Origin of the sequence: Paenibacillus sp. MB22_1 (assembly GCF_047200555.1) — a bacterium.
Taxonomy (GTDB): domain Bacteria; phylum Bacillota; class Bacilli; order Paenibacillales; family Paenibacillaceae; genus Fontibacillus; species Fontibacillus phoenicis.
The window spans coordinates 2,221,208-2,243,684 of sequence record NZ_JBLADV010000001.1 but is presented as its reverse complement, the minus strand read 5'-3'; the positions used below and the strand labels follow the sequence as shown (position 1 = coordinate 2,243,684).

Below are 22,477 nucleotides of genomic sequence, written 5' to 3'. Positions count from 1 at the left end.
ATCCAAGAGCTTACTTGGAGTGGACGGTTTTTCTATGCAGACGCCCAAAATTCATGTAATATAAGTATTAAATTTGTTCTGCAGACCGCTCAAATGAAGGGCTGCGGGGCATCGCTGGAGGATGAGGGATGAAACAACTAAGCGAATTAAAGCTCAAACTGCTGGACCTCCTCAAAGAGGACGCCCGCCGGGATGCGAACTTACTGGCGACGCTCGTCGGCTCAACGGCGGAGGAAGTGGCGCAAGCGATCCGTGAATTGGAGGAAGATCACGTGATCGTCAAATACGCGACCGTGGTGAATTCAAGTGCACTGGAAGACGAGAAGGTGACGGCGTTAATCGAAGTGCAAATTACACCCGAACGGGGACGCGGCTTCGATACGATCGCGGAGCGGGTATACCTGTTTCCCCAAGTCAAATCGGTATTTTTGATGTCCGGCGCATATGACCTGCTGGTGGAAGTCGAAGGCCGCAACTTGAAGGAAGTGGCGAGCTTTGTCTCCGACAAATTGTCCACCCTGGAGTCGGTGTTGTCGACGAAGACCCATTTTATTCTAAAAAAATACAAGCAAGACGGCATCATCTTCGAAGATCCCGAAGAAGACCGCCGTTTGTTGATATCTCCGTAAAGGAAGTAATGTTATGAGTATTCAATCACAGCGTGCTGAGCAATCGAGTAAAACGATGACATCGTATTTGGCTCCGCGGGTCCGCGAGATTCAACCCTCCGGCATCCGCCGCTTCTTCGATCTGGCTAGCGGAAGCAAGGATATTATCACGTTAGGCGTGGGCGAACCGGATTTTATCACCCCATGGCATGTCCGGGAATCATGCGTTTACTCCCTGGAACGCGGGTATACGAGCTATACGTCCAACGCGGGAACGCCTGAGCTTCGGGAAGCGATCGCTGAATATTTGTACACGAGTTATCAGGTGAAATACGACCCGAAAGACGAAATCCTCGTCACTGTGGGCGGCAGTGAGGCGATTGATCTGGCGCTGCGGGCGTTAATCGAACCGGGCGATGAGATTCTCGTCCCGGTGCCTTGCTATATCTCCTACTCGCCGATTGCCATGATCGGGGGAGGGGTGCCCGTCGAAATCGAGACTTACGCCAAGCACGATTTCAAGCTCCAGGCCGAAGACCTGAAAGCGAAGATTACGCCCAAATCCAAGGTTCTAATTTTAAATTATCCCAGCAATCCGACGGGCGGCATCATGACGTACGAAGATTGGCTGCCGATCGCCAAAATCGTCGAGGAGAACGATCTCATCGTCATTTCCGACGAGATTTATGCGGAGCTCACCTATGGGCAGAAGCACGTTAGCTTTGCTTCGATTCCGGGAATGAAGGACCGGACGATTCTGGTTAATGGGTTTTCCAAAGCGTTTGCGATGACCGGCTGGCGGATGGGTTATGCATGCGGACACCCGGACTTGATCTATGCCATGCTGAAAATTCACCAATATACGGTGATGTGCGCTCCGGTTATGGGGCAAGTGGCTGCGCTCGAGGCGCTGAAGAACGGGCTGGAGGAGAAAGACCAGATGGTTGAATCCTACAATCAGCGCCGCCGCTTGATCGTTCAGGGCTTGCGCGACATCGGCCTGGAATGTCACGAGCCACAAGGGGCGTTCTATGCGTTTCCTAGCATCGCGTCTACCGGACTCAGCTCGGAGGAATTCGCCCAACGCCTTCTGCTGGAGGCGAAGGTGGCGGCGGTTCCGGGGAATGTCTTTGGCGCCGGCGGGGAAGGGTTCTTACGTTGCTCCTATGCGACAGGAGTGAATCAGCTCAACGAGGCGTTAAATCGAATGGAGCAGTTCGTCCGTAAATTGAAGCAAGGCTGATTTTGCAAATTACTTAAGACCTACCTGAGAAGATGGAGTTAATGGGGTTAATTAACAATTCTTTCATTTTCTAATTGCTTTAATTTTAATGGACATGGTATAATTTGATTTTGGAAGAAGGTTTTAGTTTCTCAGGGAGGGATTTCTTTTGTGCGGTGAGTACAACGTGCCTTACAATAACGCTTTATTTACTGATGGCCGCGTCATGAGCCCGTGCATGGATCAAGAGGAACGGCCGCATTCACCGCAAGCCGTAACGCTGAAGGATGAAATTCACTTGCTTCGCAGCAAGATGGAACGGCTATTTCTGCAAGAAAAATCCTTTACATCGGACATCGTGATTGAAATCAGCAGCTTATTGGACCTGAAAATTAATGAATTCATGAAAACTATGAAAACCACTCCAAAATCCATTCGACGTTAACCTTGTTTGATCCTTGAAGTTGAAGGAGATCCGCCTTGCGGGTCTCCTTTTTGCGGTTCCAGCAGTTGCATGACCAGCCGGGCTGTGATTTATGGTAAGATGGTACGAGAGTATGTCACGGGGAGGAAAAACGAATGTCGATCTATACGCGTTCCGGCGACCAAGGGCTAACCACGGTCATCGGCGGTCGAGTAACAAAAGATGATGCGCAGGTTGAAGCCTACGGTTCGATCGATGAGCTGAATAGTTTCGTGGGACAAGCAGTCAGTTTATCGGACGAGGTGACGTTTGGCGATCTTCGTGAACAGCTGCTGGAGATCCAGCAGGAGTTGTTTGATTGCGGCTCCGATCTCGCCTACGTCAAGCTGTCGGAAAGCCGCTACAAGGTGACGCCGGAGCTCGCACAGCGGCTTGAAGCATGGATTGATCGTTACGAAGCGGACAATCCGCCGCTTGAGAAGTTTATTTTGCCTGGGGGAACGCCGCTGGCTTCGGCCCTGCACGTTTGCCGGACCGTATGCCGGCGCGCCGAACGCCGCGTCGTTACGCTGAGCCGGGTCAAGGAGATTAATGCCGAGGTGCTGATCTATCTGAACCGGTTGTCGGACTATTTCTTTGCAGCGGCTCGCATGGCTAATCATCGCCAGCAGGTGGCAGATATCGAATACGTGCGGAGCGGGAAGGTGTTTGGCAAGAAGTGAGTTCCGAATATTATGATCCGATTGAATATCAAGTCCCTGCAGCGGAGGACGGTTGGACGGTCAAAAGCGTGCTCCAACGCCGGATGGGGATCTCCCGCAAGCTGCTGTCGCGGATTAAGCTGACCGAGCGCGGGGTGATGCTGAACGGGGAGCGGGTATACATCAGCGTCCCGGTGAAGGCCGGGGATACGGTGAGCGTCTCGCTGGAAAAGGAAACGTCAACCGACATCCTGCCGGAGCCGATACCGTTTGATATCGTCTACGAGGATGAAGCGCTGCTGATCGTCAATAAAGCGGCGGGATTGATCGTGCATCCGACGCATGGTCACTACACGGGGACGCTGGCCAACGGCGTCGTGTATTATTGGCAGGAGAAAGGCGAGAAATTCCGCTTCCGCCCCGTGCACCGGCTGGACCAGGAGACGAGCGGCTTGATCGCCATCGCCAAAAATGCCTACGTGCACCAGCATATTTCCGAGCAGTTGATCGCAGGTGAGGTCACCAAGAAATATACGGCGCTGGTGCACGGTTGTCCGGCGGTGCCGGAAGGAACGATCGACGGCCCGATCGACCGCGATCCTGCCGAACCTCACCGCCGGATTGTCACCCCGTCGGGCTATCCCTCGTTGACCTATTATAAGGTCGCGGAAGCCTACGGCGACGGGGCTCGGGTTGAGCTGCGTCTCGGTACAGGACGGACGCATCAGATCCGCGTGCATATGACGTCGATCGGCCACCCGCTGATCGGCGACAAGTTCTACGGAATGCCGGGGCTCGCGGAGCTGCCGGCACCTGCACGCGAACGAATCGCCCGCTTAGATGCGGCGATCGGGCGACAGGCGCTCCACGCCTCAGAGCTTGGCTTCCGCCATCCGCTTACCGGTGAGGCGCTGACCTTTAAGTCAGAGCTGCCAGAGGATATGCTCAAGCTGGAAGCGATGCTGCGCAGGGCGAGTTTTTAGGAAAGTGGTAAGGAGGAATAAGGAACGTGAGCAAACTGAAGGTTTATCATTATCCGCAATGCGGGACATGTAGAAGTGCAATTAAATCGCTGCAGGCCAAAGGGCATGAACTGGAGCTGCATCATATCAAGGAAACGCCGCCGAGTGCTGCCGAACTGGATAAGCTGGTGGAACTCAGCGGGTTGGAATTGAAGAAGTTTTTTAATACGAGCGGTGAGGTTTACAAGACAATGGGCTTAAAGGACAAGCTGGCGGGGATGTCGCGGGAGGAGCAGCTTCAGTTGCTGTCCTCGAACGGCATGCTGATCAAACGCCCGATCGTGACGGACGGAAAGACCGTAACTGTCGGTTACAAGGAAGAAGCCTATGTACGGGCTTGGGGCCAATAAATTTGAACGAGAAGGGTGGCTTGGGTGAACCGTGGATTTGGCGCAAAGCAGTAAAAATACGATTCTGCTAGTGGACGGAATGGCGTTAATGTTCCGCGCCTATTACGCTTCGGCCGCAACCGGGTATATCCGGCGGACGAAAGCGGGCGTTCCGACCAATGCGGTGTACGGGTTTATGCGTTATTTTTGGGACGCGGTGCAGAAGTTTGGGCCGACGCATATCGCCTGCTGTTGGGATTTGGGCAGCAAGACGTTCCGGACGGAGCAGTTTGCCGATTACAAAGGAAATCGTGCGGACGCGCCAGAGGGTCTGATTCCGCAGTTCTCCATGATCCGCGAGGTGATGGACAGCTTGGGGATTCCGAACATCAGCTCACCGGGTTATGAGGCGGACGATTGCATCGGAACGCTGGCAGCTCGCTTTGGTCAGGAGATGGACGTGCTGGTGCTGACGGGCGATCACGATATGCTGCAGCTGGTCAGCGAGCGGACAAGCGTAATCATCATGAAAAAAGGCCACGGCAACTACATGGTGTATACGCCGGAGGCCTTGATGGAGGAGAAGCAATTAAGGCCTGAACAGATCGTGGACCTGAAGGCCTTGATGGGGGATACGAGCGACAACTATCCGGGCGTGCGCGGCATCGGCGAGAAAACCGCCTTGAAGCTCGTGCAGGAGCACGGCTCGGTGGAAGGCATCCTGGCCAATCTGGACCAGTTGTCCAAATCGGTCCGGGCCAAAATCGAAGCGGATCTCGATATGCTGCATCTCTCGCGGCAGCTGGCCAAGATCCGCTGTGACATTGAGCTGGAATGCGATGTAGAGACCTGCCGGTTTGAGCTGAATCCGGCGCAGGTAATCTCCAAGTTCGAGGAACTGGAGATGGCCAGCATCAGCGCCTGGATGGGTGTCGTTTAAAAGTGGCCATTAAGGTCAATGGAGTCCGTTACACCGAGAAATTGCCGGGAAATAGGTGAATAAGAGCAATACGGTCCATTACGCAGGTTGCTGTTTTTGCGGTTTTGCGTGCAACTTTAATCCGTGAAGTACGGTTCACCTAATACCTGGTACAGAAAGGTGCGCAGTTCGGTGCCTTCCTCCTCGTTCAGGTTATAAATATGTTCGAGGTACCCTTCCTCCTCCAGGTCGTCGGTGCCAAGAATGGCCGTACGGCCGTTGTGCAGGTCGGTGACCAGCTTCTTCCCATAGAAACGATTGGTCGTGGTGACCGCCAGGTCATAACGCTTCAGCGATCCGCCGATGAACGTGACGAACCGGGTCGAAGTGTTTTCGGTACTGTCGGACAGGAAATCAAGCTCTTGATGCGGGTCGCTCATCCTGTAATGCCTCCCTTATTTCGGAATGTCTCTAGTTATTATACCGGAAAACGGAAGACAATGGGAAAATGATTCCTACCTGAATCCGTGACGCTTTGTATTGCTCGATTGAAAATCTGGTTGTTATTGTAAAATGTGCGATTTTTGACGCTGACAAACTGTTTAATGAGATCGCACTCTGATGGAGCGCATGATCAAACAGACCTTGGCTGACAAGGCCTTATTGACCCCTATAACATTCCATCCTGTCAGGTAAAGGCACAGTAAATACGACGGATAACGGGAAACCACGGACTGTTGCAGCCGAAATTGAATCGAATACCTCGCGCATGTCGAACCAATCTTGCCGCCATGTAAATAATATTCTGGATAACCGTACGAATACGGCGACGCTGCACGTTGTTTCGAATCGGCGAGTCATGCTCACGCAGACTCTCCTGGCCGATGATTCGAAGAAGGTTATAGGCAAACAAGCCGGCATGCAGTACGAGATCATTCGTTGCGAATTTTCCTGCAGGCAGACGCTCCAAATCCAAATCGGTTTTGATTTCGCTGTGGAATTGCTCACTTGTCCCATGATCGCGGTAAAGCTCAATCACTCGTGACGGGGCACAGCGAAGCGACGTCCAATAGACGCTCACTTCAATTTCCGGGAACAGCAACACTTGTCGATCCCGATCAATCGTTCGATGAATGACGTGGAACACTTGGCGAAGGGGGCGGTCGAATCCCTTTTCGCGAAATTCTATCGCGCCGATATATTCGACTTTTCCTTCGCGCTGCTGGCAGGCGATTCCCGTCGTTTCCGCAATGCGCAGCCACATTTCCTTCGGTTCTCTGCGGAGATTGGCCTTGATGATATAGTCGGCTTTCTCGCGATGACAAACATGCAAATTTTCGGCGCTGTCGTTTCCAGCGTCCATGCGAATGAGCAGCGGCAGGTCCGTTGCACGTTTGGCGTATGCGATGCTCTGTTCTAAAAATGCGGCTGTTCCCTTCTGGCAATGCACACTGCCCTCACGCAGTTCCACATTAACGCCATAGCCTTCTTGGCCCAGGTAGGCAAAGATGGGAGCATAGCCGTCAGTCCCTTTGTAAGTACGAGATACGCCTTCTTTCTTTGTGCCGGAATTGTCGAAAGGAGATACGTCGATATCCAGCGGCGCATAAGCCTTTTCACCTGCTGTCAGCCCTGTTAATGGAGCCTTTACCTTGCGAATGAGATCAGCGGATTCCTCAAGTAAAATCCGGTTCCATTCCGGCGTCTGTGCTGCGGCGTCAAGACGCTGGCGAAGAGTCGGGCTGGAGGGGACTTTTTGGAGCTGAAGGCAGATTGTGAATACATCGTCTTTTCGAAACGGCTCAATATGGTCAAAGTCGCTCTTGCCTTGGCAGAGCAGGCCCAGATAGCTCTTCATGACATCGGCGTGGGAATGAATCGGTGTTTTCATACTTTTGATCTTTGTATGATTCAGGCGCTTTCTAAGTCCAGTATGCGCAAGCAAAGCGCCAACGGTTGCAAGACCGGCGTGAGTAGAGAGAATTAACTCTTTCGAGCGGACAAATTGGATCTTCATAGAGCACCTCTCAGGTGAAATTGGAAAAGTTATGATTTTCTTTTAATTTCTTTACCGGAGGTGCTTTTTCCTTCAATTATCTTTAATTTTCAAAGAACCTTTATCACGGATTCAGGTCCTATGCATTGACAGCTTGGTTGATTATGGTATTATTAGGGATAACAGGTTACGTTTGGAGGAAGCACCTCTTTTGCGAATTTCGCAGAAGAGGTGCTTTTTGTTTTGCGCAAAAAGATGAAATGACTCCTTCGTAGCTGAAAATTTTTCAAGGAGGGACAGGTTGATGCGGGTTGTATTTTTGAACAGTCTGGAGAAGAAGGACGGCGGGGCCATGATTCGGGGGGCCCAGGTGTGGATTGGAGAGGAGGACGGCGTTTGGCGGATGGGCTGGAATGAGGTGACAGCAGACAGTGAGCAGGAGGACCTTTGGTACGAAGGGGCTTCATGGTCGGAGATGCTTCATATTTACCGCCATCGATTGGCCGCCAAGCTAGGCGAGGGGTTTCGCCCCATAATGGAGGGAATCTGGGACGAGAAGGAAGCGTTAACCGGACGGGGGATGGCGGCGCAGAAGCTGTTTTGCTATAGCGAATTAAACAGCAATGAACCGGTATACAACGAGTTGACGGCCTGGCGTCGGAGAAAAGCTTCGTCTGAGCGCAAAGCGCCTTACTTAATTGCCAGCAATCGGTTGCTGCGGATGATCAGCGTATTTCTGCCGCAGAACGTGGATGAGCTGTTGCAGCTGCCGGGCGTTGGTGAGAACAAGGCCGGCGAATATGGCGCCGAGCTGCTGGAGATCACTCGGGCGGCCGAGCGGAAGCGCGGGTTCCCGCTGGATTGGGTCGAGCAGGAAATCGACGACGAGGTTTTCCGTACTTGGCTGTATAAGCAGAAGGAAGTGAAATACCGGGCGGAAATGGAAAAGTTCAACGTCCGTCGAGCGGTGCTCGAAGCCTTGGCCGCAGGGCTTAAGGTAGAGGATATTTGCGCCCGTACGGGCATCGAGCGGCGGGATGCGGTGGAGCTGCTGGAAAGCTTGGAGAAGGAGGGCTACAACACCGAGGATTTGGTGAGTGCCGAACTTGAGGCCATGCCCGAAGCGGAGCAGCAGGCCGTATGGAAAGCTTACGAAGAGCTGGGGGACACGCTCCTGAAGCCGGTTCTGCAAAAGGTGTACGGGCCCGAAGCCAGTGAAGGCGGCAGCGGCAACCTCGATACGCTGTACGAGCGACTGCGCCTGATCCGCATCCGGTACCGCCGCCAGCGCGAGAACGCCCGGCACGCGGGTTGAGGCGGCAAGGGATGCTTTTGGGCAGTAAGGCGGTAAGTGTGGTAGTGCGGTAAGGGTAGTAAGTTGGGGGACGAGTGGTAAGTGCAGTAGTGCGGTAGTGACTGTTGGTGCCGTAAGAGTGGTACGTGTTGCTACTCGCAAGAGTCGCAAATGCAGCAGGTAATGAGGGAATTTCGAAGTGTTTGACCGCCGACGGCCGGATGAACTGTAAAAGTGCAGTTGATCCGGCCGAAAATGCCGCCAAAATGCATTTTAACTGTAAAAGTACAGTTCATTTCGGGAGATTTTGCGGAAAGCAGCCCATTTATCGAAAAAAGACTGCACTTTTGCAGTTAAGAGTCGATTTAGGGGGGGATCGCGGCAAAATAACTGCACTTTTGCAGTTCACGCTCGACTCGCCTAATTTAAACGGTCAGGGGAATTCAGGCGCACGTCCAACAAGGGGCTAGTGCAATACGTCTTGCCGTTCTCAAATGGCCAAAGCCGCAACTTAAACGGCGCATTATCAAGCGTCAGCCTAACGCCCGCGCACACACATCTCGCACCTTCAAAGGGTTAGGCTTCCTAGCAAACGTCTCGCCCAACCAAAAAGGCCAACGCGGATTCCAGCCCGTGTTGGCCTTACTGTCTATATCCAATCTCTCTTCCGGAAGATGTAGTACATGCCGAGGCCGAGCACGGCCATGATGCCAAGGACGATAAAGTAGCCGTACTTCGAATGGGTCTCCGGCATATAGTCGAAGTTCATCCCGTAGATCCCGGTGATCAGCGTCAGCGGGATGAAGATCGTCGTAATCGCGGTGAACACGCGCATGATTTCGTTGGCGCGGTTGGCGATGGCGGCCTGATAGGCCTCGCGTAAGTTGCCGACGAGCTCGCGGAACGTGTCGAAGTTCTCGGAGATCTTCACGGCGTTTTCGTAGATGTCGCTGAAGTATTTTTGCAGTTGGTCGTCGATCAGACGAAGGTCTTTCTTGTTCAAAATGTTGATGACTTCCTTCTGCGGACCCAGCACTTTCTTTAGCCACAAAATTTCACTTCGCAGCCCGATGATTTCGTTCAGGTGCGAACGTTTGGTATGCATCAGGATGTCTTCTTCCAGCTTCTCGATCTTCACTTCAATCCGATCGCCGACGGTGAAGTAGTTATCAACCACCAGGTCGACCAGCAGGTACAGGAACCGGTCGGGCTCGCTGACCTCTTGCTCCCACAGGATCGGCTTCACCGCACGCAGCTCGTTGATTTTCTGTTTAGTAACTGTAATGATATAATGCCGTCCCAAGAAAATGTTCAATGCACGCAGGAAAATTTCCTCGTCATCATACCGAATGCTGTTCACGACGATGAAATAGTGGTTGTCGTAGGTTTCGATCTTAGGACGTTGCTCTTCTTCGCTTAAGCAGTCCTCCACAGCCAGATCGTGCAGTGAAAATAAAGGCTGCAGCAGGGCAAGGTCATCCACGCCCGCGTCGATCCAATAGAAGCCTTCTTCCGGAGGGGTGGTTGTCAACTCCACGTCCTCTACGGGGGTAAATACGCCGGCTAGAACATGACGGATTTTCATATGCTTTCACTCCTTTCCCCGGGCCTGAAGGCCTGGGATGCTCTTGTTGCAGCATAGGAAAGGGACCAACCGCGGGTTCGCCCGGCAACGGTCAAAAAGGCGTTTATGCAAATACCGGGAAACGAAAGTGCCCTTTACATTCCGCAGGCACCCAGCGGGTCGGTTTCCTATGCAATTGTTTGACCTGGGTGTTCCTCTGCGGACTCGGGTCGCCTTCCATTCTCGGTTTCACCTCGCTATGATCAGGTTACATGAATATGCGTCAAACCCTAGGCCCGTCTGGGCCTAAAGGCACTTGTCTAGTATAACGCCAGCGAATGAAATGTTTCAACCCAAAAGTATACTATGTGCACTGGATTCAAGCGGTCCATGAACACCGTGTGATTTTTCTCGCAGAGTTCTTGACGGAATACCATCGGATACTTTAAAGTGAATGTCAGGGAGTACGGGCGATGGCCCAGGCCCCCGAAAATAACTAAATACAGCGAAATCTTATCAAGAGCAGGTGGAGGGACTAGCCCGATGATACCCGGCAACCGGCGATGAAACCCATCGCAGCGGTGCTAATTCTTGCAGGACCGTCCGTTTCGAACGCTGGACGGCTTCTGAGAGATGAGAGAGGCGCATACCGAATACGTAATGACCTTTCTCCCCGTGAGAGAGGTCATTTTTGTATAAACGGCCCCTCGAAACGGATGATGAATTAAGGATGACGCTACGATTAAAGGAGTGAAACCACATGCCGATTAAAGTACCGGACCATTTACCGGCCAAGGACGTGTTGGCCAACGAAAACATCTTTGTGATGGATGAAAGCCGTGCATACCATCAGGACATTCGCCCGCTGCGGATCGCGATTCTGAACCTGATGCCAACCAAGGAAACGACGGAGACACAAATCTTACGTTTGCTGGGGAACACGCCGCTTCAGGTGGAAATCGTCCTGCTACATCCGAGCACGCATACCTCGAAAAATACGTCCGCAGAGCATCTGGAGATGTTCTACAAAACGTTTGGCGATATTCGTAATCGCCGCTTTGACGGCATGATCGTGACAGGGGCACCGGTCGAGCAGTTGGATTTTGAAGAAGTGAACTACTGGGAAGAGTTGAAGGAAATCTTCGAGTGGTCCAAAACCCATGTCACTTCGACCATGCACATCTGTTGGGCCTCGCAGGCCGGATTGTATTACCACTATGGCGTTCGTAAAGTTCCACTGGCGAAAAAGTGCTTTGGTGTCTTCTCCCACACGGTCAACGATCCGAAGGTAAAGCTGCTGCGTGGGTTTGATGAAGTGTTCCAAGTGCCGCATTCTCGTCATACGGACGTGGAACGCTCGGACATCGAACGAGTGCCGGAACTGCAGATTCTGGCGGAATCGGAGGAAGCCGGCATTTATTTGGTCGCCACCCGCGACGGTAAACAGATCTTCGTGACCGGGCACTCCGAATACGATCCGGATTCGCTCAAATGGGAATATGACCGGGATGTTGCCAAAGGCTTGGAAATCGATCTGCCGGTAAACTATTTCCCGAATAACGATCCGACTCGCACCCCGCGTTCTTCGTGGCGTGCCCATGCAAACTTATTATTTTCCAATTGGTTAAACTACTATGTGTATCAAGAAACACCGTACGATATCGATCAAACGGCCGATTTTGTATATGAGATCTAAAAGTGGAGGGATTGCAGGTGGGGGAGAGAAACAAGGAATGGCGCATCGAGAGTAGATTGGCACAAATCGGATCGGTCGAAGAACCGGTCACAGGCGCGGTAAATTATCCGATTTATCAAGCCACGGCGTTTCGGCATCCGCGTCTGGGGCAAAGCACGGGCTTCGATTATATCCGTACGAAAAGCCCTACCCGCAAAGTGCTGGAAGACGCAGCGGCCGCTCTGGAATCCGGCGATGCCGGGTTTGCCTGTAGCTCCGGGATGGCCGCGCTGCAGACGGTATTTACGTTATTTTCTCAAGGCGACCATCTCATCGTATCGTTGGATCTTTACGGAGGCACATACCGTTTGCTGGAGCGGATCATGTCCAAATTTGGCGTAACCGCAACTTATGTGGATACGAACGATTTGGATGCACTCGAACGTGTACGTCAAGAGAATACAAAGGCGGTTATTATTGAGACGCCAACCAATCCGCTGATGATGATCACCGATCTTGAAGCGGTATCGACATGGGCGCGGTCCCATGGCTTGCTGACGATCGTCGACAATACGCTGATGACGCCGTATTTCCAGCGGCCAATTGAGCTTGGTGCGGACATCGTTGTTCACAGCGCGACAAAATACTTGGGCGGCCATAACGATGTCCTGGCTGGTCTGATCATCACCAAAGGCGAGGAGCTGTCTCAGGAGATGGCGATCCTGCACAACTCGATTGGGGCGGTGCTCAGCCCGTCCGATTCTTATCAGCTGATGCGCGGAATGAAGACGCTGGCGCTGCGGATGGAGCGGCACGAAAGCAACGCGCTGGCGATCGCCAAATTCCTGCAGACACATCCACAGGTAGCCGAGGTGTTCCACCCGGGATTGGAGGATCACCCAGGGTACGCGACGCAACGGAAGCAGTCGAGCGGCAATACGGGGATCTTCTCCTTCAAAGTCACGGATGCTCGGTACGTAGAGCCGGTGCTGCGCAATCTAAATCTGATTGCATTTGCCGAAAGTCTCGGCGGCGTGGAATCGCTGATGACGTATCCTGCAGTGCAGACGCATGCTGACATTCCGGAGGAGATCCGCAATGCGGTGGGCGTGGATGATCGGTTGCTGCGGTTCTCCGTTGGCATCGAGCACGTTGATGATTTGATTGCGGACCTGAGTAATGCACTGGAAGCGGCGCGGCAGGAAGTCGAAGGGGGACAAGGCGCATGAGCGGGCAGGAGAAACGGGAAAACAAATTTGAAACGAAGCTGATTCACTTCGGCAGCGAGGTGGACGAGGCTACCGGCGCGTCCAGTGTACCGATTTATCAGGCGTCGACGTTCCATCATCACGATATTTTTAATCCGCCGCAGCACGATTACAGCCGTTCCGGCAATCCGACGCGGCAGGCGCTGGAGGATTACATTGCGGTATTGGAAGGCGGGGTCCAAGGCTTCGCGTTTGCCAGCGGGATGGCCGCCATTTCCACAACGCTGATGCTGCTCTCGGCCGGCGATCATATTATCGTGACCGAAGATGTGTACGGCGGGACCTATCGTCTGCTGTCCAATATTTTAACCCGGATGAACATCGAAACGACGTTCGTCGATATGACGCAGCCGGAGCAGGTAAAGGCGGCTTTGAAAGCCAACACGAAAGCCGTCTATATGGAAACGCCGTCCAATCCTACGTTAAAAATCACCGATATCGCGGAAATCTCCGCGTGGGCGCGAGAAAATGGGTTGCTTAGCATCGTGGACAATACGTTTATGACGCCGTATTACCAGCGCCCGATTGAGCTGGGGACAGATATCGTCCTGCACAGCGCAACGAAATTCCTCGGCGGACACAGCGACGTGTTGGCCGGCCTGGCGGTGGCCCGGACGGAAGAATTGGCCCGTCAGCTGAAATATGTGCAGAACGGGCTGGGCACCGTCCTTGGCGCGCAGGATTCATGGCTGCTGATGCGCGGCATGAAGACGCTGGGGGCGCGGATGGCGCACAGCGAAGTGAGCGCGCGCAAGCTGGCCGACTGGCTGAGCCGCCGGAGCGACATCGCGGCCGTGTATTATCCTGGCTTGCCGGATCACCCCGGCCGCGAGGTTCAGGAGAAGCAATCCACCGGTTATGGCGCGGTGGTCTCCTTCGACGTTGGTTCAGGCGAGCGGGCCAAGCGGGTGCTGAATCGGGTGAAGCTGCCGCTCGTTGCGGTCAGCCTGGGTGCCGTCGAGAGCATCCTCTCTTACCCGGCGATGATGTCGCATGCCTCGATGCCGCCGGAAGTTCGCGGCGAGCGGGGCATTACCGACGGGCTGCTGCGTTTCTCCGTCGGGCTGGAGGACATCGACGATTTGCTTGCCGATTTGGACGAGGCGCTTGCAAATAGCTGAATAGGCTCGTGAACGGATAAAAAGGCCGCGGTATGCGGCCTTTTTGGCATTTTCCTCTGTATGTGTCAACGTTTCTTCGGCGTCTGCGCCGTGATTGGGTGCTGTTTTTCCTGGGCGGACTGTGTTACGATTGAATTAACATTTTAAATTTTCAGGTATCGCTTGGGATTCATTTATTTGTTCTAAGTCCAGCGGTATGATGTCAAGCTGTTGATTTAATCGAATTGGAAATTTCCCGTGCCTGTTGAGCGCGGAGTCACGAAAAAAGGGCGCATCAAACCAAACCCAGCCAAAAACCATGTCAGATACCAGATTTTTACTGGGAATTCGTGAAGGACTAAGGCAAAGGAGGCGTTAATCCTTGGCGCTATTCACCTTCCTTCGAGGCGTGTAGAGTTGGCCGCTGCGTAGCAGCACATCGACCAGACGCACGAGTTTTCTTGCCGTTAAGACGAGGGCGCGTTTGTGTTGATTCTTGGGCACTTCGTGATACTTCTTCCGGTAATATTCACCGAATTCTTCATCGCGCATCCTAACCGAGTTGGCAGCTTCAACGAGGTAGTAGCGCAGGAATCGGTTGCCGGATTTGATGCGGGCGGTGTCCTCCGCCTCGAAGACGCCGGACTGGTGCCTGCGCCACGTCAGACCCGCGTACTTGGCGACGGCGGCTTGATCCTTGAACCGTTCAATATCGCCGAGTTCGCCGAGCAGACCGGCTGCATAGACTTTGCCGATGCCGGGCACTGACAGCAAGCACTGAGCGCCTTGAATGCCGTCGAGGACCCGCTCAATCGCTTTGTCGAGATCCTTGAGCTGCTTCTGGATGCTGCGGATGGATTCGATGGAGGTGCCGAGCACCAGGTCAATCGAATCCTCCACGACCTTGGACAGCCGATAGGAGGCGCGGGCAGCTTGCTGAATGCAGCGGGCGACCCGCTCGGGATCGGGGAAACGATTGCGTCCCTTGTCCCGCAGATAGTCGGCCAGATCGGCCACGTCCATCTCGGCGATGTCATCGAGGCTGAACTTCTCGGAGAGCATCTCCATGAGCGCATGGCCAAACACGGAGCTGTCGACCTCGGTTGTAAACGCATTGCACTTGTAGAACAGGTTCTGCAAGAAGTACTGCTTCTCGCGAGCCAAGTTATGGACCAAGTGGAAACGCATGCGCGTGAGGCGTTGAAGGGCGACATACTGCTCCTGCATGACGATGGTGGTCGTCAGGCGGCCGAAGCGCAGGCGATCCGCAATGACCCAGGCGTCGAGCCGGTCGGTCTTGTCCATATCCGCATAGGCTTCTCTGAACTTGCTGATGAGCTTGGGGTTCAAGGTGAACACCTTGGCCTTGCGCTCTCGAAGCGCTGGATCCTGATGCAGGTACATGGCAGGGTGCCAGCTGTAGACGGAAGTGGCTTCCAAGCCGATGTGAATCTCGGTGACGGCCAACTTGTCCGCTGCAGCGACGATTTGGTCACGCAAGTGCGAGGCGCCATTCAAATTGTTTTTGACGGTGAGTGTCTCAAGCTTGTCACCGTCAGCGTTCATGAAACACGCTTCGAGCTCTTGCGAGCTCACGTCAATACCGACAAAAAGCTTCAAGTGAAATTCCTCCTTTCGCTAGGGATTCAGGGAATGGACGCTCCGGGATGCCTCCGGCGCACGCGCAGATCTATCACCCTCGCGTATGAGGACACACTTCGGGCCATGAGCTGCCCCGGATCTGCTAAAACCGGGCATGGGATGCCGAAGGGAACAGCCAGCGGGTAAGAAGCTCAGACGCGTACCGGAGAAACAGACTTAAGGAGTAGACGATGCTACTGGAGGCAGAAGGATTTCCCCGAATGGACCCTACGTTCCATTGTCCAGAGGCATACCGGAAAGTCCAGTCCCTGATGGAATTTTCAAAGAACAAGCTGGAAATTTGGAGGCTGTTTTCCATCCCCCGGGGGGATGGAAATGAACCTAAAAGAGCTTTTTAAAGATACTATACGAGGAGGCAGTGATATGACTGCAATCGATGATATATTAAACAAAGCGCTGCAGGGCGGACGCCTGGATTTGGAGGATACGATCCGGTTGTTCGAATCTGACGAAGTGGAGAAGATCGGGCATACCGCCAACATTTTGATGGAGCGCAAGCATCCCGAACCGATCACGACGTTTGTGATCGGACGGAACATCAACTATACGAACATTTGTGACGTATATTGCCGGTTCTGTGCTTTTTACCGCCGGCCAGGTTCTGAGGAAGGGTATGTGCTTCCGGACGAAGTGATTTTTCAAAAAATCCAGGAAACGGTGGACGTAGGCGGCACAGAGATTCTGATGCAAGGTGGAACCAACCCGAATTTACCATTTAGCTATTATACGAACTTATTGAAGGCGATTAAAGAGCGGTTCCCGAACATCACGATGCACTCGTTCTCACCTGCGGAAATCATGAAGATGAAGGAAGTGTCCGATGGGCTTTCGCTGGAAGAGGTCTTGCGCGAAATCCATGCAGCAGGTCTTGATTCGTTGCCGGGCGGCGGAGCTGAAATTTTGGACGACCGGACACGCCGCAAAATCAGCCGCCTGAAAGGCTCCTGGAGAGACTGGATGGACGTAATGCAAACCGCCCATAAAATCGGAATGAACACGACGGCCACGATGGTCATCGGGTTTGGCGAGTCGATGGAAGAACGGGCGCTGCATCTGCTGCGCGTGCGGGAAGCACAGGATGAATGCATCCAGAACGGTTATCCGTCGGAAGGTTTCTTGGCCTTTATCCCTTGGACGTTCCAGCCGGACAACACGAACCTGAAAGCCGAACGGCAAACGCCGGAAGCCTATCTAAAAACGGTAGCGATTAGCCGAATTGTGTTGGATAACATCAAAAACCTGCAGTCCTCTTGGGTGACGATGGGTCCTGAAGTCGGCAAGCTGTCGCTGCAATACGGTTGTAACGACTTCGGCAGCACGATGATCGAGGAGAACGTTGTATCGTCCGCCGGTGCGACGCATAAAGTGAACATCGAATCGATCCTGTCGATCATTCGTTCCGCAGGCAAAGTTCCGGCTCAACGCAATACCAAATATGAGATTTTACGTGTGTTTGATGAAGAAGCTACGGTCGAACGCGATTTTATTATGCAAAACTAACTTGATTCTCCTATAAAATATTGCTGGCAGAACTGCCTTTCATTCCATGAACGGTTCCCGTATATCCGCTACCTTCCCACCATATACTTGGAGAAGGAAGCGGAAGGGGGGCCAGATTCATGGATTTTTTTACTGTACGCGTCAATTGTGGTTCCGCCGAATCGGAGGAACGGTTCAAAGCTTTGATACAGGAGGCCGTCAGCAGCTTACATAACCGCGAGGTTCGGCTTAGCTTTCAAGCAGCCGAAGGCGGGATGCTGGAGGCGGTGCTTATCGGACGTCCAGACTCCAGCGGCGGGGGGCAAGCTGCTTGCGATCCACAACTGATCGACCTTTTGTCGCTTGGCATCGCAGAATACATCATCAGCGAGAAGGAAGAAGAGGTCGCCGCTCGAGTCATGAGACGGGATTACAGCTTCGAATCCCGCGAGGAAGCGCAGCAGGTTCATGACATGGTGGACCGGCTTCTGGCCGAAGAAGCTGTTACCGGCTGTGCCCGAGAGGAACGCAAAGCGTTGGTACAAGAAGCGCTACGCGAGTATTTGCAGTCTTCCTCCGACCTCCATCTGGAAGGGTTCGTCTGGTTTCGCCTCAAGGCTTACGAGGACAAGCTGCGCGAAATCGTAGATTATGCCGTCGACGAGTTTTTGCTCGACAAGCAGTATGAGGAATTTATTGGGCTGCTGCAGTATTTCGTGTATTTTCAGGAGCCTTTGACCCCGTTAGTTCATTTGATGCATAAGCACGATCATGAATTTGCGATTCTGAACGAGCAATTTACGCCGATTCGTGTGCCGGCTTCTGGCGGGGTTGTCGCGCGGATTGCCGATCAGGAGATGCAGATGGAGGACGTGATTGTCAGCACCTTGATCTCCCTGTCCCCGGACCGGATTTTGATTCATACCCAGGAACCTGATGCCCAGGTGATTACGACGATCTCGCGGATTTTTGGCGATCGGGTGGAAATCTGCTTGCTTTGCCCGCATTGCCAGCTGTTCCATCAGGAGACGCGGCGTCTAGATCAAGGGTAATGAAGAAGGATAGTGTAAAATCTCTGTGGGTGTAGGAATTGGAAAAAGCGGATATAGAAAAAGAGCTTCTCCCTTGGTAAAGTGATGTTTGCGCACAACACACCAAGAAGGAGGAAGCTCCTGTGAGCCACTTTACCACAACAATGCCGACGATGAAAGAGATTGAGCAATGGATTTTCCGGAAAATGCAGGAGGAATTCGCTCGTGCGATGAAGCAGGTGCTGGAGGCGCTGGATCAGCAGATCCTGGAGCAACGGGACCGAGAGCGTTATCGAGTAAAGGACGAGCGTGAAACAAGCGTCAACACAGTGTTCGGGAATGTGCGCTTCAAGCGGAGATTGTACTGTGACCGCAGAAGCGGCAAACACGTGTATCTGCTGGATCAGCTGTTGCAATTCGAAGGGCGCGGGAAAGTCAGTCCGCATTTGGAAGAGACAGCCATCGCATTCGCAAGCCAAGGACCGTCGTACCGGGACAGCGCAAAGCGGCTGGAGCAGCTTTTGGGCTACAATGTGCTGAGCCACCAAGCGATCAGGGAAAAACTGATGGAGCGTGCGCAACAGCCGATGCCAGCGGTGAAACGGCGCGCTGCCCGCGTGCTGTTCGTGGAAGTGGATGGGCTGTACACGAAGCTGCAGCGGAGCAAAAAGCGCGGGATGGAGAACGCAATTGCAGTCGTACACGAAGGCTGGGAGAAGAACGGCAAGCGGGTACAGCTGAAGAACAAACAGCATTACCTGCATACGAGCGGCGGCGACTTCTGGGAAGGGTTCGGGGACTTTCTGGTGGAGCGTTACGAAATCGACGAGAACACGTGGCTTGTGGTGAACGGAGACGGCGCGGCGTGGATCGGGGAATGTACATCCTACTTTCACCAATGTCTGTACATGCTGGACCGCTTTCATGTGGCGCGTGATTTGAAACGCTTTGTCGGTCATTTGCCGCAGGTGTGGGAGAGAGTGAGACGGTCTTTGGCCAAACAGGATGCAGCCGCGCTTATGGCGGTCCTGGAAGGCGTGTCGGAGCAAGAGATAGCGGAAGAGAACCGGAAGGATTGGAAGCCGTATAAAAGATTTCTAAAGCGGCATGAGAAGCATTTGGACGACTACCGAAAAACACTCCAGGCGAAGGGGATTGACACAAGCGGCATGCGCCCGATGGGAAGCGCGGAATCGCAGATGCGTATATTCGCCAAGCGGACGAAGCGTGGCGGGTACAGTTGGAGTGAGCGAGGCGTCAGGGCGATGCTGAGGACGATGATGAGGATTCAAGAAGCGGGCACGGTGGTAAGAACGGTTGAAGGACAAGCGAGTAAGCAGGCAACGCCGCAGCAGTCGATAAACATGCGGCAATTGCTCAAGAACGTGACGCAACCGGTCAAGGGTTGTATCGCTGGAATGATTCGCATGCTGCAAGGACCGAAGCAAAGCAGCACAACGGGTATGGCACTCAAAGCACTTCGCGGATAACGGCAAAAAATTCTGACAAATCACTTGTGTTTGATGAAAGAACGAAGCAAAGCGCTTACAAGGAAGAGGTTCCTTCGGGGTTCGCGTTCCAGGCATCTTAAATGACTGCCCACGCTAGCTTGACACTGACATGAAGAAGAGGTTTCTTGACGATCCGGGAAGTTCGCATTATAATTACTTCCATTAAGTGAACAACCTTAAATAGCGTGGACAAAGACATGAGCCAGAAGGCTTGAACGGTACAGAGAGAGGGAACTTGGCTGGAATTCCCTTCGGATTCGCTTTTGGTTTACCCCTTTGTAGCTGTATTCCCGAACCTTCGTGAAGTAAGGAATACCGGTTCATTCCCGTTAACGAATGCCGAATTAAGGGCCGTTTCCGAGTTGTGATGCACGGGTGAGTGCTGCGGATTGGCCGAATGAGGGTGGAACCACGGGTATTTAACGCTCGTCCCTTTCCGGGACGGGCGTTTTTTGATTTGTCCGCTTCCGGTAAACAATCACATATTTTAGGGAGGAAATCAAGGTGGCAGTATCTGTTATTTTGCCGGACGGTTCGGTTCGGGAGTATGCGGAAGGCAGCAGTCTGGAGGATGTCGCTGCTTCGATCAGCAGTGGTTTGCGCAAAAATGCGCTGGCCGGAAAAATCAATGGCGTGGCGGTGGATTTAAACACGAAGCTGGTGGATGGCGCCAAAGTTGAGATCATTACTGGGGATTCCCAAGAAGGTCTGGAAATCATGCGTCACAGCAGTGCCCACTTGATGGCTCAAGCGGTGAAACGCTTGTTTGGCAACAAGGAAGTGAAGCTGGGGATCGGGCCGGTCATCGAAGACGGCTTCTACTATGACATGGACTTGGAGCATCCGCTTAATCCAGAGGACCTGCAAAAGATCGAAAAAGAAATGGAACGCATCATCGGTGAAAACCTGCCGATTACCCGCCGCGAGGTTAGCCGTGAAGAAGCGTTAGCGATCTATACGGAGCTGGATGATCCGTATAAGCTGGAGATCATTCGCGAATTGCCGGAAGGCAGCGTCATTTCGATTTATGATCAAGGCGAGTTCTTCGACCTGTGCCGCGGGCCGCACGTGCCTTCGACCGGGAAAATCAAAGTGTTTAAGCTGCTGAGCGTGGCTGGCGCGTACTGGCGCGGCAACAGCAACAACAAAATGCTGCAGCGGATTTACGGTACCGCGTTTATGAAGAAAGCGGACCTGGATCATCATCTGCACATGCTGGAAGAAGCGAAGAAACGCGACCACCGGAAGCTGGGGAAGGAACTCAACATCTTTACGTTCAACAACCTGGTCGGCCAAGGCTTGCCGATTTGGCTGCCGAAGGGAGCGACGGTTCGTCGGACGCTGGAGCGTTATATCGTTGATATCGAAGAAAGACTGGGTTACCAGCATGTATACACGCCGGTGCTGGGGAACGTGGATTTGTATAAAACATCGGGTCACTGGGAGCATTATCAAGAAGACATGTTCCCGAAAATGGCGATCGATACGGAAGAATTCGTGCTTCGTCCGATGAACTGTCCGCATCACATGATGGTTTATAAGAGTGATATGCGCAGCTACCGGGACTTGCCGATCCGCATCGCCGAGCTGGGGATGCAGCATCGTTATGAGATGTCCGGCGCATTAACCGGGTTGCACCGCGTGCGTTCTATGACGCTGAATGACGCTCATATTTTCTGCCGTTTGGATCAAATCAAAGATGAATTTAAGCGCGTCCTGGATTTGATCAAACAGGTATACAACGATTTTGGGATTCATGAGTATCGGTTCCGGTTATCTTACCGTGATCCTCAAGATACGGAGAAGTACTACCAAAACGACGAGATGTGGAATACGGCGCAGCGGATGCTCCGCGAGGTTGTAGAGGAAGCCGGCTTGCCATTCTTTGAAGCAGAAGGCGAAGCGGCGTTCTACGGACCGAAGCTCGACGTGCAGATCAAAACGGCGCTTGGCAAGGAAGAAACGCTGTCGACTGTGCAAATCGACTTCCTGTTGCCAGAACGTTTTGAGCTGGAGTACGTTGGCGACGACGGCCAGAAGCATCGTCCGGTCGTGCTGCACCGCGGGATCCTCGGGACGATGGAACGTTTCACGGCCTTCCTGCTGGAGAACTTTGCAGGGAATCTGCCGCTCTGGCTCGCTCCGGTTCAAGCGAAGGTGCTTCCGGTGTCCAGCAACTTCGACGCTTATGCTCGTCAGGTCGAAGACAAGCTGCGGGCTGCCGGCATCCGCGCCGAAAGCGATCTGCGCAACGAGAAGCTCGGGTATAAGATCCGCGAAGCTCAGCTTGAGAAGCTGCCGTACATGCTCGTCGTAGGCGAAAACGAGCAAAACGCCGGCACAGTTTCCGTCCGCAAACGTGGCCAAGGCGACCTTGGCGCCAAAGCGGTGGATGAAGTGATTGCTCAATTGCAGGAGGAAATCCGCAACCACGTGATTTAGTTGGTGAGCTAAAACGTAGAGGCTAAGATGTTGTATTTCGTACAACATTTTAGCCTCTTTATTTTGCGGGATTCGCTGGAATATCCTCTGCCTCAAACGCTTTAACTGCAAAAGTGCAGTTCATCATGGGCAAAATTGCAGTATTTAGGGTTCTGAAATGTAAAAGTGCAGTTTATTGAGGTTTTTTTGGCTGAATCGGCGGATTTGTGCGTAAACGAACTGTGTTTTTA

The 22,477-nt window shown here is 53.1% G+C and carries 19 protein-coding genes and 1 riboswitch; of the genes, 15 read left to right on the top strand and 4 right to left on the bottom strand.

The window, feature by feature from the left end:
* Positions 1-128 precede the first annotated feature (128 nt).
* From ACL02P_RS10570 to ACL02P_RS10540, 7 genes are all read left to right on the top strand, one after another.
* Complete coding sequence (locus ACL02P_RS10570) at positions 129-629, top strand: Lrp/AsnC family transcriptional regulator (RefSeq protein ID WP_009226690.1); 501 nt, start codon at positions 129-131, stop codon at positions 627-629.
* Between the two features lie 13 nt (positions 630-642).
* Positions 643-1,851 (top strand): aminotransferase class I/II-fold pyridoxal phosphate-dependent enzyme, encoded by a 1,209-nt coding sequence (locus tag ACL02P_RS10565; protein WP_412837220.1) that lies wholly within the window; start codon positions 643-645, stop codon positions 1,849-1,851.
* A gap of 205 nt (positions 1,852-2,056) precedes the next feature.
* Positions 2,057-2,275, top strand: coding sequence for an aspartyl-phosphate phosphatase Spo0E family protein (locus tag ACL02P_RS10560; RefSeq protein WP_050769825.1), 219 nt, complete (start codon positions 2,057-2,059; stop codon positions 2,273-2,275).
* A gap of 134 nt (positions 2,276-2,409) precedes the next feature.
* Positions 2,410-2,976, top strand: a complete 567-nt coding sequence (locus tag ACL02P_RS10555) for a cob(I)yrinic acid a,c-diamide adenosyltransferase (RefSeq protein WP_009226687.1) — start codon at positions 2,410-2,412, stop codon at positions 2,974-2,976.
* Positions 2,973-3,938 (top strand): RluA family pseudouridine synthase, encoded by a 966-nt coding sequence (locus ACL02P_RS10550; RefSeq protein WP_009226686.1) that lies wholly within the window; start codon positions 2,973-2,975, stop codon positions 3,936-3,938. The genes ACL02P_RS10555 and ACL02P_RS10550 overlap by 4 nt, the downstream gene beginning before the upstream one ends.
* Positions 3,939-3,964: 26 nt before the next feature.
* On the top strand, positions 3,965-4,327 hold the full coding sequence (locus ACL02P_RS10545; protein WP_412837219.1) for an arsenate reductase family protein: 363 nt from the start codon (positions 3,965-3,967) through the stop codon (positions 4,325-4,327).
* 37 nt (positions 4,328-4,364) lie between these two features.
* On the top strand, positions 4,365-5,246 hold the full coding sequence (locus tag ACL02P_RS10540; RefSeq protein WP_036646443.1) for a 5'-3' exonuclease: 882 nt from the start codon (positions 4,365-4,367) through the stop codon (positions 5,244-5,246).
* A 116-nt stretch (positions 5,247-5,362) separates the two neighbouring features.
* Here the strand turns inward: ACL02P_RS10540 and ACL02P_RS10535 are convergent, their stop codons facing one another.
* A complete protein-coding gene (locus ACL02P_RS10535; RefSeq protein ID WP_009226683.1) occupies positions 5,363-5,665 on the bottom strand; it encodes a DUF3055 domain-containing protein in 303 nt (100 codons plus the stop codon).
* Between the two features lie 248 nt (positions 5,666-5,913).
* Positions 5,914-7,242, bottom strand: coding sequence for an IS1380 family transposase (locus ACL02P_RS10530; protein WP_412837218.1), 1,329 nt, complete (start codon positions 7,240-7,242; stop codon positions 5,914-5,916).
* 283 nt (positions 7,243-7,525) lie between these two features.
* On the opposite strand from ACL02P_RS10530, the gene ACL02P_RS10525 reads away from it, so the two are divergent.
* Positions 7,526-8,536, top strand: coding sequence for an HRDC domain-containing protein (locus ACL02P_RS10525; RefSeq protein WP_412837217.1), 1,011 nt, complete (start codon positions 7,526-7,528; stop codon positions 8,534-8,536).
* Between the two features lie 628 nt (positions 8,537-9,164).
* Here ACL02P_RS10525 and corA read toward each other — a convergent pair.
* Entirely contained in the window at positions 9,165-10,100 is a 936-nt protein-coding gene (gene corA / locus ACL02P_RS10520) for a magnesium/cobalt transporter CorA (RefSeq protein ID WP_009226681.1), read from the bottom strand.
* 489 nt (positions 10,101-10,589) lie between these two features.
* Positions 10,590-10,719: riboswitch (SAM riboswitch) on the top strand.
* 120 nt (positions 10,720-10,839) lie between these two features.
* Between corA and metA the strand changes: the two genes are divergently transcribed.
* From metA to ACL02P_RS10505, 3 genes are read left to right on the top strand one after another with little or no spacing between them, the layout of a single operon-like run.
* Positions 10,840-11,775, top strand: coding sequence for a homoserine O-acetyltransferase MetA (gene metA, locus ACL02P_RS10515; RefSeq protein WP_009226680.1), 936 nt, complete (start codon positions 10,840-10,842; stop codon positions 11,773-11,775).
* Between the two features lie 17 nt (positions 11,776-11,792).
* Entirely contained in the window at positions 11,793-12,983 is a 1,191-nt protein-coding gene (locus tag ACL02P_RS10510; RefSeq protein ID WP_009226679.1) for an aminotransferase class I/II-fold pyridoxal phosphate-dependent enzyme, read from the top strand.
* The gene (locus tag ACL02P_RS10505; protein WP_009226678.1) at positions 12,980-14,143 is read left to right on the top strand and encodes a trans-sulfuration enzyme family protein; all 1,164 of its coding nucleotides are present in this window, start codon (positions 12,980-12,982) and stop codon (positions 14,141-14,143) included. The genes ACL02P_RS10510 and ACL02P_RS10505 overlap by 4 nt, the downstream gene beginning before the upstream one ends.
* A gap of 354 nt (positions 14,144-14,497) precedes the next feature.
* On the opposite strand, the gene ACL02P_RS10500 is transcribed toward ACL02P_RS10505, so the two are convergent.
* Positions 14,498-15,742, bottom strand: coding sequence for an IS110 family transposase (locus tag ACL02P_RS10500; protein WP_016310842.1), 1,245 nt, complete (start codon positions 15,740-15,742; stop codon positions 14,498-14,500).
* A gap of 405 nt (positions 15,743-16,147) precedes the next feature.
* On the opposite strand from ACL02P_RS10500, the gene mqnC reads away from it, so the two are divergent.
* The 4 genes from mqnC (at position 16,148) to thrS (ending at position 22,247) form a co-directional block, all read left to right on the top strand.
* Positions 16,148-17,284: a cyclic dehypoxanthinyl futalosine synthase gene (gene mqnC, locus ACL02P_RS10495; RefSeq protein ID WP_009227031.1), complete on the top strand. Its 1,137-nt coding sequence runs from the start codon at positions 16,148-16,150 to the stop codon at positions 17,282-17,284.
* Between the two features lie 119 nt (positions 17,285-17,403).
* Positions 17,404-18,315, top strand: a complete 912-nt coding sequence (locus ACL02P_RS10490) for a putative sporulation protein YtxC (protein ID WP_323076120.1) — start codon at positions 17,404-17,406, stop codon at positions 18,313-18,315.
* Positions 18,316-18,437: 122 nt separating this feature from the next.
* Positions 18,438-19,784: an ISLre2-like element ISTco1 family transposase gene (locus tag ACL02P_RS10485; RefSeq protein ID WP_260072014.1), complete on the top strand. Its 1,347-nt coding sequence runs from the start codon at positions 18,438-18,440 to the stop codon at positions 19,782-19,784.
* A 525-nt stretch (positions 19,785-20,309) separates the two neighbouring features.
* Complete coding sequence (gene thrS, locus ACL02P_RS10480; protein WP_009227029.1) at positions 20,310-22,247, top strand: threonine--tRNA ligase; 1,938 nt, start codon at positions 20,310-20,312, stop codon at positions 22,245-22,247.
* Positions 22,248-22,477: the final 230 nt, after the last annotated feature.

Excerpts from the sequence above, each read along its gene's own strand:
- ACL02P_RS10570 (WP_009226690.1), top strand. The coding sequence starts at position 129 with ATGAAACAACTAAGCGAATTAAAGCTCAAACTGCTGGACCTCCTCAAA.
- ACL02P_RS10565 (WP_412837220.1), top strand. The coding sequence starts at position 643 with ATGAGTATTCAATCACAGCGTGCTGAGCAATCGAGTAAAACGATGACA.
- ACL02P_RS10560 (WP_050769825.1), top strand. The coding sequence starts at position 2,057 with ATGAGCCCGTGCATGGATCAAGAGGAACGGCCGCATTCACCGCAAGCC.
- ACL02P_RS10555 (WP_009226687.1), top strand. The coding sequence starts at position 2,410 with ATGTCGATCTATACGCGTTCCGGCGACCAAGGGCTAACCACGGTCATC.
- ACL02P_RS10535 (WP_009226683.1), bottom strand. The coding sequence starts at position 5,665 with ATGAGCGACCCGCATCAAGAGCTTGATTTCCTGTCCGACAGTACCGAA.
- ACL02P_RS10530 (WP_412837218.1), bottom strand. The coding sequence starts at position 7,242 with ATGAAGATCCAATTTGTCCGCTCGAAAGAGTTAATTCTCTCTACTCAC.
- ACL02P_RS10525 (WP_412837217.1), top strand. The coding sequence starts at position 7,526 with ATGCGGGTTGTATTTTTGAACAGTCTGGAGAAGAAGGACGGCGGGGCC.
- corA (WP_009226681.1), bottom strand. The coding sequence starts at position 10,100 with ATGAAAATCCGTCATGTTCTAGCCGGCGTATTTACCCCCGTAGAGGAC.
- metA (WP_009226680.1), top strand. The coding sequence starts at position 10,840 with ATGCCGATTAAAGTACCGGACCATTTACCGGCCAAGGACGTGTTGGCC.
- ACL02P_RS10505 (WP_009226678.1), top strand. The coding sequence starts at position 12,980 with ATGAGCGGGCAGGAGAAACGGGAAAACAAATTTGAAACGAAGCTGATT.
- mqnC (WP_009227031.1), top strand. The coding sequence starts at position 16,148 with ATGACTGCAATCGATGATATATTAAACAAAGCGCTGCAGGGCGGACGC.
- ACL02P_RS10490 (WP_323076120.1), top strand. The coding sequence starts at position 17,404 with ATGGATTTTTTTACTGTACGCGTCAATTGTGGTTCCGCCGAATCGGAG.